The organism is Acinetobacter sp. P1332, from assembly GCF_044057475.1.
Taxonomy (GTDB): Bacteria; Pseudomonadota; Gammaproteobacteria; order Pseudomonadales; family Moraxellaceae; genus Acinetobacter; species Acinetobacter johnsonii.
The window spans coordinates 1-12,918 of the sequence record NZ_CP171160.1 but is presented as its reverse complement, the minus strand read 5'-3'; the positions used below and the strand labels follow the sequence as shown (position 1 = coordinate 12,918).

The following is a 12,918-nucleotide window of genomic DNA, read 5'->3' as shown; positions in this document are numbered from 1 at the left end:
TTGCTACACCTTTATTATACGTGGTGTTATTACACCATCATTAATCAGTGGTGTAAATAGGTGACTTTTTGGTGTTATATAGGTGACTTTTTGGTGTTATATAGGTGACTTTTTGGTGTTATATAGGTGACTTTTTGGTGTTGTATATCCCTTGTATACACTATAAATAAAGGCTTACAGCATGTCTAAAAGCATTTAAAAACTTTAAAAATAATTAAAAGCCCAGTGCATGAAAAATTGCCCTTGGTTTTCGCTACGCTCAAACTCTATTGAATCTCGCTTTCGCTCGATTCGGGGGGCAATTTTTTGGATCATCCGGTTGTGACTTTGAGAAAAAGCAAAAGCAACTCGGAATTCGCTTCGCTCATAGAGCTTTTTACTCGCTTCGCTCGGTCTAGGGTCATTTTCAAGCTGTTCGCGCCCATTCGGGACGCTCTAATGTGACTGTGATTAATGGATAGGAAGCTTGTAATCAAGGAAAAAAGCGGCCGAAATTTTGATGTCTTCAGTTCGCTCGTAGACACTCGCTCTTTGCATACCTATGAGGTATAGAGAGAACCGCAATCTTAAGGACCTCCAAAGTCGCAATCATCATTTTTAGGTTTAGGTCGTACGGATGCTTGGGTTACTTCTGGTTCTTGATCGCCCTGAATCACTTGCTCCTGTTTTACTTGTGCTTTTAAGCCTGTTACTGGCTTGAACTCGATTTGTGGATCTGGGTAACGGAGTGAGTTTTGAAGCTGGTTATCCATTTTGCTCAGGTTCCAGTGCTCAGCCTGCAGAATGGGCTTTTGTGTTGTGATGATTTCTTGAAGGTCTTGTTCGAGCTCTTTTGGATTTTTGGCCTTCTTGGCCACATGATTGAAGTAATACATGACTTCGAGTGAGCTATACGGCTCATTCAGGCATGAATAGAAATATTCGTGTTGTTGTGCCTGCTGCTTTTGTTCAATTTCCCGTTCTTTGGCATTGTGCCGCCGAATTTTATGGATCTCTGCCAGGTATTCTGTAGTTTCATTTTGTTTGCCAGCTCCTAATTTGGGTTCTGGGAGATATAGGGTGCCGTGAATCTCATTGTATTTATCGTAGCTGTCTGCTGTGACCTGATTGGTGATGGTGATAGTTTGGCCGTCGATCTGGTAGGTCACGGTAGGGCAGTGCTGCGCAAGGGCATCATTGAGATGGTTTTCCCAAGCTTTTCGGATGTATAGCAAAAAGGTGGAATAGTCGGCATGACCATCCTGCAGCTGAATTTTTTTGGCACCGCCTTTACCGGGATCTTGTGGGTTATAGCGTTTGAAGTACTGTTCTGCGCTGCGTTCAATACCGTCATCGGCTTTTAAAGAGAACATGAGATGACAATGGGGCTGTTCTTCGCCACTGAGGCGCGATTTAACGTTGTGTATAGCATATGAATGCGGATATTGCTGTGGAACTATATGCTTATCTAAAAACGTCTCTATGAGCGTTTTACGCTGTTCTGAAGTGAATTTATTCGGCAGGGCAATTTCGTATTCCATGTAGACTTTGGCATTGGCACGTTCAAATGTATCTGCGGCTTGCCAAAATTCAATCGGATCTTTCACCCAGGAAGGCATGCATTTGCCAGGTTCAACGTATTCTAAAATTTCGTCACTTTTCTTGCGGACGTTTTCGTATTGCATTAATCGGGCAATGTAGAGGTAATGGCCAGTGGCGTAGCCTTTATTTTTACTTTTGACGCTGAGATGGTAGTGGGTCATGCTCACCTCTGTTTGTTTCGGACCGTTTTTTAGCGAGTGAAACGAGTTGAAAAGCGCTCGAATTTGGAATGCCTGAATGGCTGAAAAATTCGTGAGAAGGGGGTCAAGGGGGAAGCGCCCCATTGCGTACTAGTTTCTCCGATGAGGAGAAACTGTCAAGTGCGAATTATTTAAATTAAAAATAAAAATTCTTTTCAAGAAATTTTATTTTTAATTTAAATAATTATTTTCAGACTGCCCAATTTAAATATGGTAAAACCATATCTAAATTGGTAGCAGTTCTGAAAATTTAGCGGCAGATGATATGAATCAGGAAAAAGCAAAAAAGCGCGGTAGACCTGCTCAACTTTTACAAATCGCAGAATTACATGCTTTCGTTGAGTTTTTATTAGAGAAAGATCCACGCTCTGAACTCCAAAATCAGGTCATTGATGCACTACAAGCTGAAGACTTCAATTTTGATTATTTGTCTGAAGCTCAGCAGATCTTAGTGAAAGAAGCGTTAAAACCATACCGTGAACATATAAAGTTAAAGTTGTTATTTGAGGAGCTTTCTCAGCAACCGAAAAAGACTGAATATGAAGAAAAATTTCTGGAGCTGTACCAACGTTATCAGAAGGAAAATCTAGATCCTGCTGAAGTGAATATTCTGAAAATGATGTGTACGCGTTATCTGAATTTTAAAGCACAAAAGCTTGAATATAGTGACTTAGAGCTGTATTTGAGTCAGATTCAGAAGAAGAATGCTAGTGAAAAACGTAAAGCTGAAAATAAACGGAAGTTTGAATTAGGTGGTGCTGTTCTTGCCGCATTTAAGAAACTCAATATTGATATTAGCAATGATACTCCTCAACAGATTACCAATCGAATTGTGAATGCTGGAAAATTTCATGATAATGTACGTAAATCTTTAATTTTTAAAGATGTTAAGACATATAAAAATGAATATTTTGAATCAAACAAACTTTTTATTCAGGTGTTAGAAGGATTACATACATGGAAAAAGGACGGAGAATTATTGTCAGTAATCGAAATTAAGAAAACCTTAGCAAAAGGCCAAGAGTAGTCTTTTTTAGTGGGGGATAAATTTAAATTTTGGAGAAGAAATTTGTGATGAGTGATAGCCTCATTGAAATATTTAAAAATGGTGATTTAGATTTCATCGATTTTGTTGATCGTCTTTTAGACGACGGTTACGTGTTGGATAGTTATTTATGTATCTCAAGGGTGATCTATAATTCTTTTAAAGATAAAGAATTTCAGATGTTTTTAAGGGGAATTTACCCACAAAAAATCGGAATGATACGGTTGCAATCGATAGGGACAAGTTATGGAAACTATGCTTTTTATAACTCTTTAATTGTTTCACCAGAAGAAGTCCTCGAGATTTTAAGAGCTGAGGATATAAACACTTTAAATGGGTTCTAACACGTGCATTTCGTAGATGAGACATTGTGTAAAATTAGAGTACACCCCAAAGTAACGTAATGGCAGCCAAAATCCCCAACCTAAAATCAATGGGTTAGAGCCTGTAAAGCATCAACTTATCAACGATTAAAACAAGTCTTAGATTCATACGTGACATTTAAAAGCCAGTTCATATGCACTGGCTCAGTCAATTCGTATAAGGTGTATTATGTTAATTTTAGAAAATCTTAATCTTTAACTAACATAATCTTCAGTTGATATCACTTGAGCATATGCAAATTCAAAAGCGGCCATTAATGTTGCATGGACATGACCAGCAGGTACTTTAACGCCATTAAATTCCAAGTCTAGTGTTGCACAAGCATCATGAATAACTTTTACCTTATAACCAAAATCAGAAGCAGCACGAACAGCAGCATCAACACACATATGGCTCATAGCACCAATCACGACTAACTCAGTCACTTGATTGCTATCTAAAATTTCTTTGAGATTCGTGTTTAAGAACGCATTGATGTGATTTTTAATGATCACAGATTCATCTTCTTGCGGCTTAACTGTGTCCTGAAATTCAATACCATTTGAGCTAGGTTCAAATATAGGAGATTCAGCATCAGCAATATGTTGGACATGAATCACTTGAGTACCCTGTTTACGGGCCTTCGCAATTACTTTCACTGCATTAGCAGCAGCTTGTTCAATATTTACCAATGGTAATTTACCTGTAGGTAGATATTCATTTTGTAAGTCGATAACTAATAAAGCTGATTTTGACATATCTATTCCTTTACTTAACTAATATTTGTTTTGTTCTGCTTAGGATTTTAAAGAAGTGGAAGTATTCCACTTCTTTAAGTTTCTTTAGAAAGAAAGCGTTTCACCATCAATAGGAATTAAAACCTTATCTTGAATCCCTTTGTCTTTTACGTACTCTGCAAGCTCAGCACGTGTTACTGACATGTGGTTAATTGCATCCATGTGAACAGCAACCACTTTAGCATTTGGTGCTTTCTGAGTTGCACGATAAGTATCTTCTTTGCCCATAATAATGGATTCTTTAAAGCCATCAACCAAGGCGTTACCTGTATTTAAGACAATCACATCAGGTTTAAATGTTTGAATCGCTTGATCAACTTCAGAACGCCAGATGGTATCTCCTGCCACATAAACAGTTTCATGGCCAGCAGCTTCAAATACCACACCCATTGCTTCACCTAATCCAGCTTTAAGCTTAGGAATACGGTACATGGCATCAGTACCGTGTTGACCACCAGTTTTAGTGAGCTTAATCCCTTCAAAGGTCGCTTGAGTTAATACACGAACATCTTTGAAGCCTTGTGACTGAATGATTTTCTGGTCTTCTTTATTCTGTACAAACAACGGCATGTTTTTCGGAATAGTCGCTTGTGCTGCATCATCCCAATGATCTAAATGGGTATGGGTCACGATTACCGCATCTACACCTTCTAAAATCGTTTCGGGCTTGATAGGCAAATCGACTAATGGGTTCCGTAAATAGCTACGATGAGTATCAGGAAAACCTTCATAGAATCCTTTTTTAGCAAACATTGGGTCAATTAAAAAAGTCGTATCAGCATAGGTTACTTTAATCGTTGCATTGCGAATTTCTTGTATATGCGTAACTTTAGAAGTATCTCGCTGAACCACCTTGTCATTCGCATATAAATGGACTGAAGCCATTGCCAGAGAGAGTGCAATAACAGAGCTACTTAAAATTTTATTCATGTTCCAGATCCAATCATTTAGTCATACTCGAATCATGATAGGAAAAATTAAGCAATAAAATTGTCTTTAAGGACAATCATCGAAACTATTGGGACAACATGCTATATTTATTATTTTAGAGAGGTAGACCGAATGGCTATACCAGTGATTGGATTGTTCGTTTATCCCAATATAAATCCATTTCACTTCTCTATCCCCCATATCATTTTCAATATCAGGATTGAAGATAAACGCTTATTTGATCTGAAAATTTTTTCTATAGATGGCCAACCCGTAAAAACAGAACAGTCTATGATGATTATCCCTGATGGGGGGATCGAACTCATTAAAAAGTCGGATCTTATTATTATTCCTGGATGGGATGATTTTAATCATGAGCCTGAAGAAGTACTTATCAATGCCCTAAATTGTGCATATCAGACTGGAATTAGAATTGTAGGGTTATGCTATGGAACTTATGCATTGGCATATGCAGGGCTGCTTGACCATAAAAAAGCAGCTACGCACTGGATGGCTGAACAAGATTTTAGTGAACGATTTCCACAGGTTCAGCTTGATAATGACGCCCTGTATGTAGAGGACCAAAGGATCGTAACCTCTGCTGGAACAGGCGCAGCGTTAGACTGCTGCTTGTACTTGGTACGTGAAATCTATAATGCACGAATTGCGAATAAAGTCTCTAGAGTAATGGTGATCCCGCCTCACCGTGAAGGTGGGCAAGCTCAGTTTATTGAACAGCCAGTCGCAGAATCGAGCCAAGATGCACAAATTAATGTATTACTTGATTTTTTAAGAAAGAATTTAGCTTTACAACATAATATTGAAAGCCTCGCTGAACGGACACATATGACACGCAGGACGTTCACACGGCATTTTAAGAAAGCGACAGGCATGACCCTAGTCGATTGGCTGAATACTGAAAGAATCAGATTAAGTTGTGAACTTTTAGAAACGACAAACTTGTCTATCGAAAAGATAACCGAGCTTTCAGGTTTTAATAATACCGTGTCATTTAGAAAAAATTTTCGTGAAAAATATGGCACCAGCCCTCAGGCATGGAGAAAAGCTTTTGGGATCATTAATGAAAATAATCCACCCATTTAACATAATGGTTGTTATACGAAGTCGACTTGTAATGCAATTTGCATTACACTATTCCTAGTACATTAAATACTTGGGAAATATGATGGCTACTGTTAACTTCAGGGTCGATGAAGCCCTTAAAGAAAAATCTTATTCAATCCTTAAAGAGCAAGGTATTGCACCTACGGATTTCTTCACTAGTATTCTTGAGTATGTTGCTACGACTGGGAAACTGCCTGTCAAAAAAGCTTTGCTTTCAGAAGAAGATGAAGAATTATTAGCTCTTGTCCGTAAACGCATTAATGACCCTAAAGAGATGTTTGAGGAAGTCACATTAGATGACTTATAAGCTTTTACGTCACAAAGACTTTACAGCAGAATGGGAAAAACTCCCTGTTGCTATACGAGATCAATTTAAGAAGAAACTAGCCAAAGTCATAGAGCAGCCACATATTCCAAAGAATATGCTTAGAGGGGATCTTGCAGGTTGCTATAAAATTAAATTATTAAAAGCTGGTGTCAGACTTGTATATCAAGTTAAAGATGATCAGGTAGTTATCTTGCTCATCACAGTCGGGAAACGAGCTGATAGCATAGTTTATGACGAAGCTAAAAAGCGCATTAAAGACTAAAAATGGGAGCTTATAGCTCTCATTTTTGCCTTCGTATAAGGTGTATTATGTTAATTTAACTTTAAACATTGAGATCCATTAATTAAATCTGGGTCATTTTTTAAAAGAGTTAAATATTCACTTTGCAACACAAAAGTTTTATTCAAAGTTGTATCATATCGTTTTGCTAATTCTTTTCTTTCCAAATGATTCTGATATTTTTTCAAAAATTTATTAATAATACACATTGAATCAATAGCATCTCCAGATATTAACCTGTAACTTGTAATGTCTTTCTTATAGTCTATCCCCCCCATATCATAAGTATTAAAAAGTGATTCAATTTCACTCAAAGCATATAAATATAAGTGATCGTTAACTTCCGAAGGTTTTTCTGAATTTTTATATGCAGCTCGATATACAAAGCTTGCAGTTTCTAGACTACTTGAAATAGCCATAATTTTTGTTTGTACTATTTGTTTATCTAACTCGCCTTCATCGATTGTATTTTTTTTAGCATTAGAGCAAGAAGAAAGAAGTATAGAACAAATTAATAGAGAGAAGATCTTTTTCATTAATACGTTCCATCAAATTTTTCAAATTCTTCTTTTCTAGGAGTTCTGTAGCCTTCTGATACAGCAAAACTATGAGCTTGTTTATTCCATCTTTTTCCAAAAATCATCGTATACAATCTTTCACTAATCATAAAAGGACCACCATTTTTTAGAATTTGTCCTGCTTCAGCTACCTTTCTTATTATCTCAATTAAATAAACTTATATTTAAAAAAAACTTAATAATAAAATTCAAGTTAAAAAGTATTTTATTTACTTTCAATATAGTCCGTTAAAATCTTATACACACTCATCTTATCTTTATACAAAGTTTTTTTTATAACTACACTGATTTCTTCATTACTCCACTTGTGCCGTTTCGCTCGGCAAATAAATAAAGACCGTAAAACTAGTGGATGATCCCCTTTTCTTAGATAAAGATTTTTAACTTTCTTGGCCATAAAATAATTACTTGTATGTTTATACACAAACTTATTATTGCTAAGTCTATAAATGTGAGTTGATTTGATTGAAAAGTGGCACAATTATCCACAAAAAAGATAAAAAAATCACACAAATATGTTAATACTTGTATCAAATAAATCTATTCGGTGTTTTTATGTTCTGGTTCACTATATCTATTTTATTATTTATCAGTATTTTGTTAATTATTTCTATGTTAAAAGAAAAATTTAAAGATCCTTTTAGATAAAGGGAATGTTTAATAAAAAAAAGGAATGAATCATATAAAAAAATTAAATAGATATGATTATTCTTTAGAAGTGTAAAACACAATAAAAAAAGAATATCCCCAAAAAATCCATTTGGATATCGTATCTAATAATTTTTTATCTGCATAAAAATATCTATAAATAACTTCATTCATAGCAAATATAGTAAATGCAGCTAGAAATATTAAAAAAAATTTCTTTAATAAACCATCAATGTTACCCATTTATATTTCCGTAAAGTTAATTGATAAGATCAAAATAAAGTCATATCTTTCTATTTTTCATGGCGAAAATATACAGATCTGTATATTTTTTTATTGAAGTATACGTCAAAATTGAAATATAATGTGATTATTGCAACAAAATTGCTGGTGATTGGCCTTACTTAAGGTTAAGAATTCCGCGCCCCAATTTCTCTTCCCCAAGAGAAATTGGTTTTTTTAATTTTAATTATATCAATAACTTTGAGTAGAATTTAAAATGAAAATTTATGAAATGATCTTTCATAAAGGAGCTTATGAGAAAACACAGTTATTTTATAAAATAAACAATAAAAGTTCACGAAAGCATTTTATTGAACAAATAAAATTAGAAATTGATACTGAGTTGAATGATTTTAAAAATAACTGTGACTCACATCACAAAAAAGACTTATTATCATTATTTAATATTGTTCACAAAGAAAGTCATCTTCATATTAATACTATGGCTAAAGATTTTATACGCAACTCAAATGCAGAAATTGACCAACATGTTTTCTTAGAAATAAAAGAGCATGATGTTTTAAGTATTTAACATAAAATCTCTTACACGAAATCCAGATTCAAGACATAAAAAAGCCCGACATCCTGTCGGGCCTTTTTACATTGGGTTGTGCGTTATACCGTTAGAGCTAGGCCCATTCCTTGAACAATTTTCTTATTCTTATTTTTTGGGAAACATCCAGTTCCCTTATGTCTGATCATAGGACTAAGATTTTAGTTATCCAATCCGCAAATTATCTAAATCTATGTACGCTTTGGCTTACAAAGTTGGCCTATTTTATCCCAAGAGTTGTCCGCAGAAATTGGGGATTATTTCTGAATCTGGACCATTGAGAAATCAGGAAAAAATACAAAAACGAATGTTTTCTGATCAATCTTATTGGCTAAAAGTTACAGTTTTGCTTAAAAAGAAACCGACTTGTTTCCAAGTCGGTTGAACGAGAACGTTCCAGAGGGTATGAATAACGATAAGATACTGATCTTAAAGTAATATTAAAAATGCGTTTCGTATAAGCTCTATTATGTTAAATAATTAAGGATAAAAGCTTTATTACTAAATAGAACAGTTGCTTAAAGCAGTATAGAGTTAAGTTTGCATTTTAATATCAAGTTGTCTTTCAGCACCGATAATCACCATACGAATCCCATTTTCAAAAATGTCATCCGCATTCATATTTTGTAAGGTATTCACTCCTTGGAGCATGAGTGGATATATAGTTGGATCGGCTTCGAATGGTGGGTCTGATCTTATTTCTTCTTGCTGCTCCTCAAGGACCCACCCAACAATAAACCTTCCTAATGTCATAAGTAATGCAACTGCTTCAACAGGAGAAAACCCAGCATGAGATAACAGCGCAACTTGGGCCTCAATCGTGTTGAAATGTCCTTGACTGGGGCTAGTTCTTGCATGTAGACGAGCACCATCACGGTAAGCTAGTAGTGCTCGACGAAAGCTTACAGAATTAGCGAGCAACCAATCTTGCCATGTCATCCCATCGATGGGTAAAGAAACTAAATGGTGTTCATTTATAATGGTTTCCGCCATTGCTTCCATTAACAAGGATTTATTCTTGAAATGCCAATATAGAGTTGGAGATTTAATACCCAATCGTTGAGCTAGCTTGCGTGTGGTTATTGAATCTATGCCTTCTTCATTCAACATATCCAATGCGGTACGCAGGACTATTTCACGTGTCAGACGTTGAGGTGCAATATCTTTTTTACTCATAAATCTATCACTGATAGGGAGTGTGTGAGAGAATATTAATTCTATCATTGCTAGAGAAGGCATTTGTGAAGAAATCATTGAGCGTGATTTTAATCACTATATTTCTGGATGCTGTTGGGATTGGTTTAATTATGCCGATCTTGCCTGAATTATTACGGTCATTGGCTGGAGCTGAAGCAGGCGGTGTTCACTATGGTGCTTTATTAGCTGTGTATGCTCTGATGCAGTTCATTTTTGCACCTATCCTTGGAGCGTTGAGTGACCGATTTGGACGTCGACCTGTATTAATTATTTCAATTGCTGGTGCAACGGCTGATTATCTCCTAATGGCTGCTGCTCCTTCTCTATTGTGGCTATATATTGGTCGTATTTTTGCGGGAATTACAGGTGCCAACATGGCTGTTGCAACAGCTTATGTTTCAGATATTACTCCAGCCCATGAGCGTGCAAAAAGGTTTGGTCTCCTTGGAGCTGTCTTTGGTATTGGGTTTATAGCGGGTCCGGTAATAGGTGGAGTTTTGGGTGAATGGAACTTACATGCACCGTTCTTTGCTGCTGCTTTTATGAATGGGATTAATTTAATAATGACAGCAGTCTTATTAAAAGAATCAAAACACAGCAATAAAATGACTGAGAAGGTTCAGGAGCAATCAATATTAAAGAAATTATCCTATTTGATCACTCAACCTAATATGGCTCCATTGCTTGGTATCTTTTTAATTATCACATTGGTTTCACAAGTCCCCGCAACTTTATGGGTTATCTATGGGCAGGATCGTTATGGCTGGAGTATATTTATTGCAGGTGTTTCCCTTGCTAGTTATGGAATATGCCATTCTATTGCACAGGCTTTTGCTATCGCCCCTATGGTAAAGAGGTTTGGAGAGAAAAATACGTTGTTATGTGGAATAGCTTGCGATGCAATTGGTTTACTTCTTTTATCTATTGCTGTTGAAGAATGGGTGCCTTTTGCGTTGTTACCATTGTTTGCCCTTGGTGGAGTAGCCGTTCCTGCTTTGCAAGCAATGATGTCCAGAGGTATTAGTGATGAAAGACAAGGTGAATTACAAGGGCTATTAAGCAGTTTTAATAGTCTGGGGGCTATAATTGGTCCTGTATTAGTTACTAGCCTCTATTTTATGACTCAGGCATCAGCTCCTGGAATGGTATGGGCATTAGCTGCAATACTTTATGTAATCACCCTACCCTTATTGCTTAAGTATCGCCTGAATAAATATTCTGGAGTTCCATAAAATATTTAATTTATTGGTTTAAAAACTAATGGATTCTATAGTTTATCTAAAATTAACATAATACACCTTATACGAAATGTGTTATAATTTTCCTTAGAAATCAATGCTGTAGTTTCTAGTTTATAGCCCAATCACACCCGATTGGGCTTTTTTTATGACTTTTCACGTTCCACGCCTATTATTTAATCAATGTTTCACGACTTTGTTCATATCAGTTAAACAATCGTGGTTAATCATAGGGTCTAAAAAAACGGCTCCAAAAGCCTCTTTTCTCCGGTTCCTGTTCAACTTGCTCCGGCACTGGAATCCGCTTATTTTCAGTCTGCCCCGGCGTAGTCAATACATCATGTTTTGGCTCAGATTCTGGCCGAGGATTAGTTACTATATCTTGGCTAGTTTTCTGATCGGTAAACGTAGTCATATTAGTCTTTGGGGCTTCTAGCAGTCGTTGTATTGCTTCTATTTGATTGTCTTTTGCTTCTAGCTGTTCTCTTTGGAAAACTTCTCGCTCATGTGCAAGTTCTAGCTGTTTTTTAAGTATGTCTACTTGCTGTTTTAGCATGTCTACTTCTGTATCTTTTTGTACCGTAGTAGACTGTAACGTAGTTACATTATTATTTTTATTAGATGGTTCGCCAAATACTCGTATGGCTTCAGATAAATCTATTTTCCCATCACTATTTTTTGATAAATCTCCTTTATTTATACGCTTATAAATACTTTGTCGATTCATCCCATAAAGTTGTGATAACTCAATAACAGATAGTGCTTTCATCATGTAACCCAAGTAAAAATCTGTATGCTTGTAGACAATAATTAATCATGTAACGTTACATCAGTAGTTTAACGATAGCCAACTTTTTCAAGATAAGGATGTAATTCTTGAAACTTAGCAGGATCTTGAAGCATTTCAGCAATTCTTATTGCAAACTGTTGATAGCTTTCAGTGCCCTGAGAGTATTTCCCCATTTCAGGTAATTCTGAAAGCTTGTTAGCAAATAGGTGACGTTGAGCATCTGTTATTCTGGAAAAAATATCTAATGTATTGGGATCTTTCTTACGTTCTATTACTTTGTTCGGATTTCTTTTTTGTTTGAAGCTAAAAGAGAACCCAGAAATAGAGCGACCTTCTTTATGCTGTTCAACTTTAACGATGATATCTGTATGTTCATTTATCTGTTTGACTGCTGATTCAAGTACACGTCGTTTAAATGTATCTAGTCTTGGGTAATCATCTGAAGTTAAGCCAAGCTTCGAACGAAAGTCAGAAACTTCAAATATAGGAGTCTTACCGACTTCACGCCATGCTATAAGCAACTCATAGAGTCGGATGGCATATTTTCCTGTTAATTGGGTAACTTGTTTTAACTGATAACTCGTAAATTGTTTTTCTAAACGTGTAATTAAGGGTACTACATCCATTGTAAAAGTAACCTCTAAGGTTGCAGCATCATCAATATAAGAAATATTTTGAACCCATCGAGAAATTACTTTCTTTGATTTTCCTGTTTTTTCATCAATTGTTTGATAGCTAAACTGTCTACCAAAAAGGTTAGTAACTGCTGTTTTTAGGGCTTTGTAGGCGGCATGCTTATTAACATTAAATCTGCTCATATAGTCACTGGCATGGATCCGTAGCCTAGTGTTTGCATCAATCCCTGTTCTTGTTTCTCTTGCTTGTAAGATAGCCAGTAGAATTAACCGTTGTTCTACGGTATCTAAATTATAACTCGCATTAATTAAAGCGTTATCTTTTACTATTAATTCACTGGTAGGCAT

16 protein-coding genes are annotated in these 12,918 nt (G+C 35.9%); 7 read left to right on the top strand and 9 right to left on the bottom strand.

The features are described from left to right. Nucleotides 1–566: 566 nt before the first annotated feature. A complete protein-coding gene (locus ACFN7Z_RS19560) occupies nt 567–1,742 on the bottom strand; it encodes a MobA/MobL family protein (protein WP_058952641.1) in 1,176 nt (391 codons plus the stop codon). Nucleotides 1,743–2,046: 304 nt separating this feature from the next. Here ACFN7Z_RS19560 and ACFN7Z_RS19555 point away from each other — a divergent pair, with 304 nt between their 5' ends. Continuing rightward, entirely contained in the window at nt 2,047–2,808 is a 762-nt protein-coding gene (locus ACFN7Z_RS19555; protein WP_058952642.1) for a hypothetical protein, read from the top strand. A gap of 47 nt (nt 2,809–2,855) precedes the next feature. Continuing rightward, entirely contained in the window at nt 2,856–3,170 is a 315-nt protein-coding gene (locus tag ACFN7Z_RS19550) for a hypothetical protein (protein ID WP_058952643.1), read from the top strand. Between the two features lie 234 nt (nt 3,171–3,404). Here the strand turns inward: ACFN7Z_RS19550 and ACFN7Z_RS19545 are convergent, their stop codons facing one another. Both ACFN7Z_RS19545 and ACFN7Z_RS19540 read right to left on the bottom strand, forming a co-directional pair. Beyond that, on the bottom strand, nt 3,405–3,947 hold the full coding sequence (locus ACFN7Z_RS19545) for a cysteine hydrolase family protein (protein ID WP_005176773.1): 543 nt from the start codon (nt 3,945–3,947) through the stop codon (nt 3,405–3,407). Nucleotides 3,948–4,031: 84 nt separating this feature from the next. Beyond that, nucleotides 4,032–4,916 carry an MBL fold metallo-hydrolase gene (locus ACFN7Z_RS19540; RefSeq protein ID WP_004733158.1) on the bottom strand — a complete coding sequence of 295 codons (885 nt, stop codon included), beginning with the start codon at nt 4,914–4,916 and terminating at the stop codon, nt 4,032–4,034. A 132-nt stretch (nt 4,917–5,048) separates the two neighbouring features. On the opposite strand from ACFN7Z_RS19540, the gene ACFN7Z_RS19535 reads away from it, so the two are divergent. From ACFN7Z_RS19535 to ACFN7Z_RS19525, 3 genes are all read left to right on the top strand, one after another. Next, a complete protein-coding gene (locus ACFN7Z_RS19535; RefSeq protein WP_058952644.1) occupies nt 5,049–6,020 on the top strand; it encodes a GlxA family transcriptional regulator in 972 nt (323 codons plus the stop codon). Nucleotides 6,021–6,102: 82 nt separating this feature from the next. Then, nucleotides 6,103–6,348, top strand: coding sequence for a type II toxin-antitoxin system RelB/DinJ family antitoxin (locus ACFN7Z_RS19530; RefSeq protein WP_000246756.1), 246 nt, complete (start codon nt 6,103–6,105; stop codon nt 6,346–6,348). After that, nucleotides 6,338–6,631 (top strand): type II toxin-antitoxin system RelE/ParE family toxin, encoded by a 294-nt coding sequence (locus tag ACFN7Z_RS19525; protein ID WP_000221358.1) that lies wholly within the window; start codon nt 6,338–6,340, stop codon nt 6,629–6,631. Before ACFN7Z_RS19530 ends, ACFN7Z_RS19525 begins: the two co-directional genes overlap by 11 nt. A gap of 50 nt (nt 6,632–6,681) precedes the next feature. Here the strand turns inward: ACFN7Z_RS19525 and ACFN7Z_RS19520 are convergent, their stop codons facing one another. The 3 genes from ACFN7Z_RS19520 to ACFN7Z_RS19510 form a co-directional block, all read right to left on the bottom strand. Then, nucleotides 6,682–7,185 carry a hypothetical protein gene (locus ACFN7Z_RS19520; protein ID WP_058952645.1) on the bottom strand — a complete coding sequence of 168 codons (504 nt, stop codon included), beginning with the start codon at nt 7,183–7,185 and terminating at the stop codon, nt 6,682–6,684. Then, a complete protein-coding gene (locus ACFN7Z_RS19515) occupies nt 7,185–7,316 on the bottom strand; it encodes a hypothetical protein (protein WP_265733109.1) in 132 nt (43 codons plus the stop codon). The genes ACFN7Z_RS19520 and ACFN7Z_RS19515 overlap by 1 nt, the downstream gene beginning before the upstream one ends. A gap of 616 nt (nt 7,317–7,932) precedes the next feature. Beyond that, on the bottom strand, nt 7,933–8,118 hold the full coding sequence (locus tag ACFN7Z_RS19510; RefSeq protein WP_058952646.1) for a hypothetical protein: 186 nt from the start codon (nt 8,116–8,118) through the stop codon (nt 7,933–7,935). Nucleotides 8,119–8,374: 256 nt separating this feature from the next. Here ACFN7Z_RS19510 and ACFN7Z_RS19505 point away from each other — a divergent pair, with 256 nt between their 5' ends. Next, the gene (locus ACFN7Z_RS19505) at nt 8,375–8,689 is read left to right on the top strand and encodes a hypothetical protein (protein ID WP_058952647.1); all 315 of its coding nucleotides are present in this window, start codon (nt 8,375–8,377) and stop codon (nt 8,687–8,689) included. 555 nt (nt 8,690–9,244) lie between these two features. Here the strand turns inward: ACFN7Z_RS19505 and ACFN7Z_RS19500 are convergent. Further along, nucleotides 9,245–9,886: a TetR/AcrR family transcriptional regulator C-terminal domain-containing protein gene (locus ACFN7Z_RS19500; protein WP_004787586.1), complete on the bottom strand. Its 642-nt coding sequence runs from the start codon at nt 9,884–9,886 to the stop codon at nt 9,245–9,247. 65 nt (nt 9,887–9,951) lie between these two features. On the opposite strand from ACFN7Z_RS19500, the gene tet(39) reads away from it, so the two are divergent. Further along, nucleotides 9,952–11,139 (top strand): tetracycline efflux MFS transporter Tet(39), encoded by a 1,188-nt coding sequence (tet(39), locus tag ACFN7Z_RS19495; RefSeq protein WP_004856455.1) that lies wholly within the window; start codon nt 9,952–9,954, stop codon nt 11,137–11,139. Nucleotides 11,140–11,368: 229 nt separating this feature from the next. Here tet(39) and ACFN7Z_RS19490 read toward each other — a convergent pair whose 3' ends face one another. Both ACFN7Z_RS19490 and repM read right to left on the bottom strand, forming a co-directional pair. After that, nucleotides 11,369–11,914, bottom strand: coding sequence for a plasmid replication DNA-binding protein (locus tag ACFN7Z_RS19490; protein WP_171253727.1), 546 nt, complete (start codon nt 11,912–11,914; stop codon nt 11,369–11,371). Between the two features lie 68 nt (nt 11,915–11,982). Further along, entirely contained in the window at nt 11,983–12,918 is a 936-nt protein-coding gene (gene repM / locus ACFN7Z_RS19485) for a replication initiation protein RepM (RefSeq protein ID WP_006582659.1), read from the bottom strand.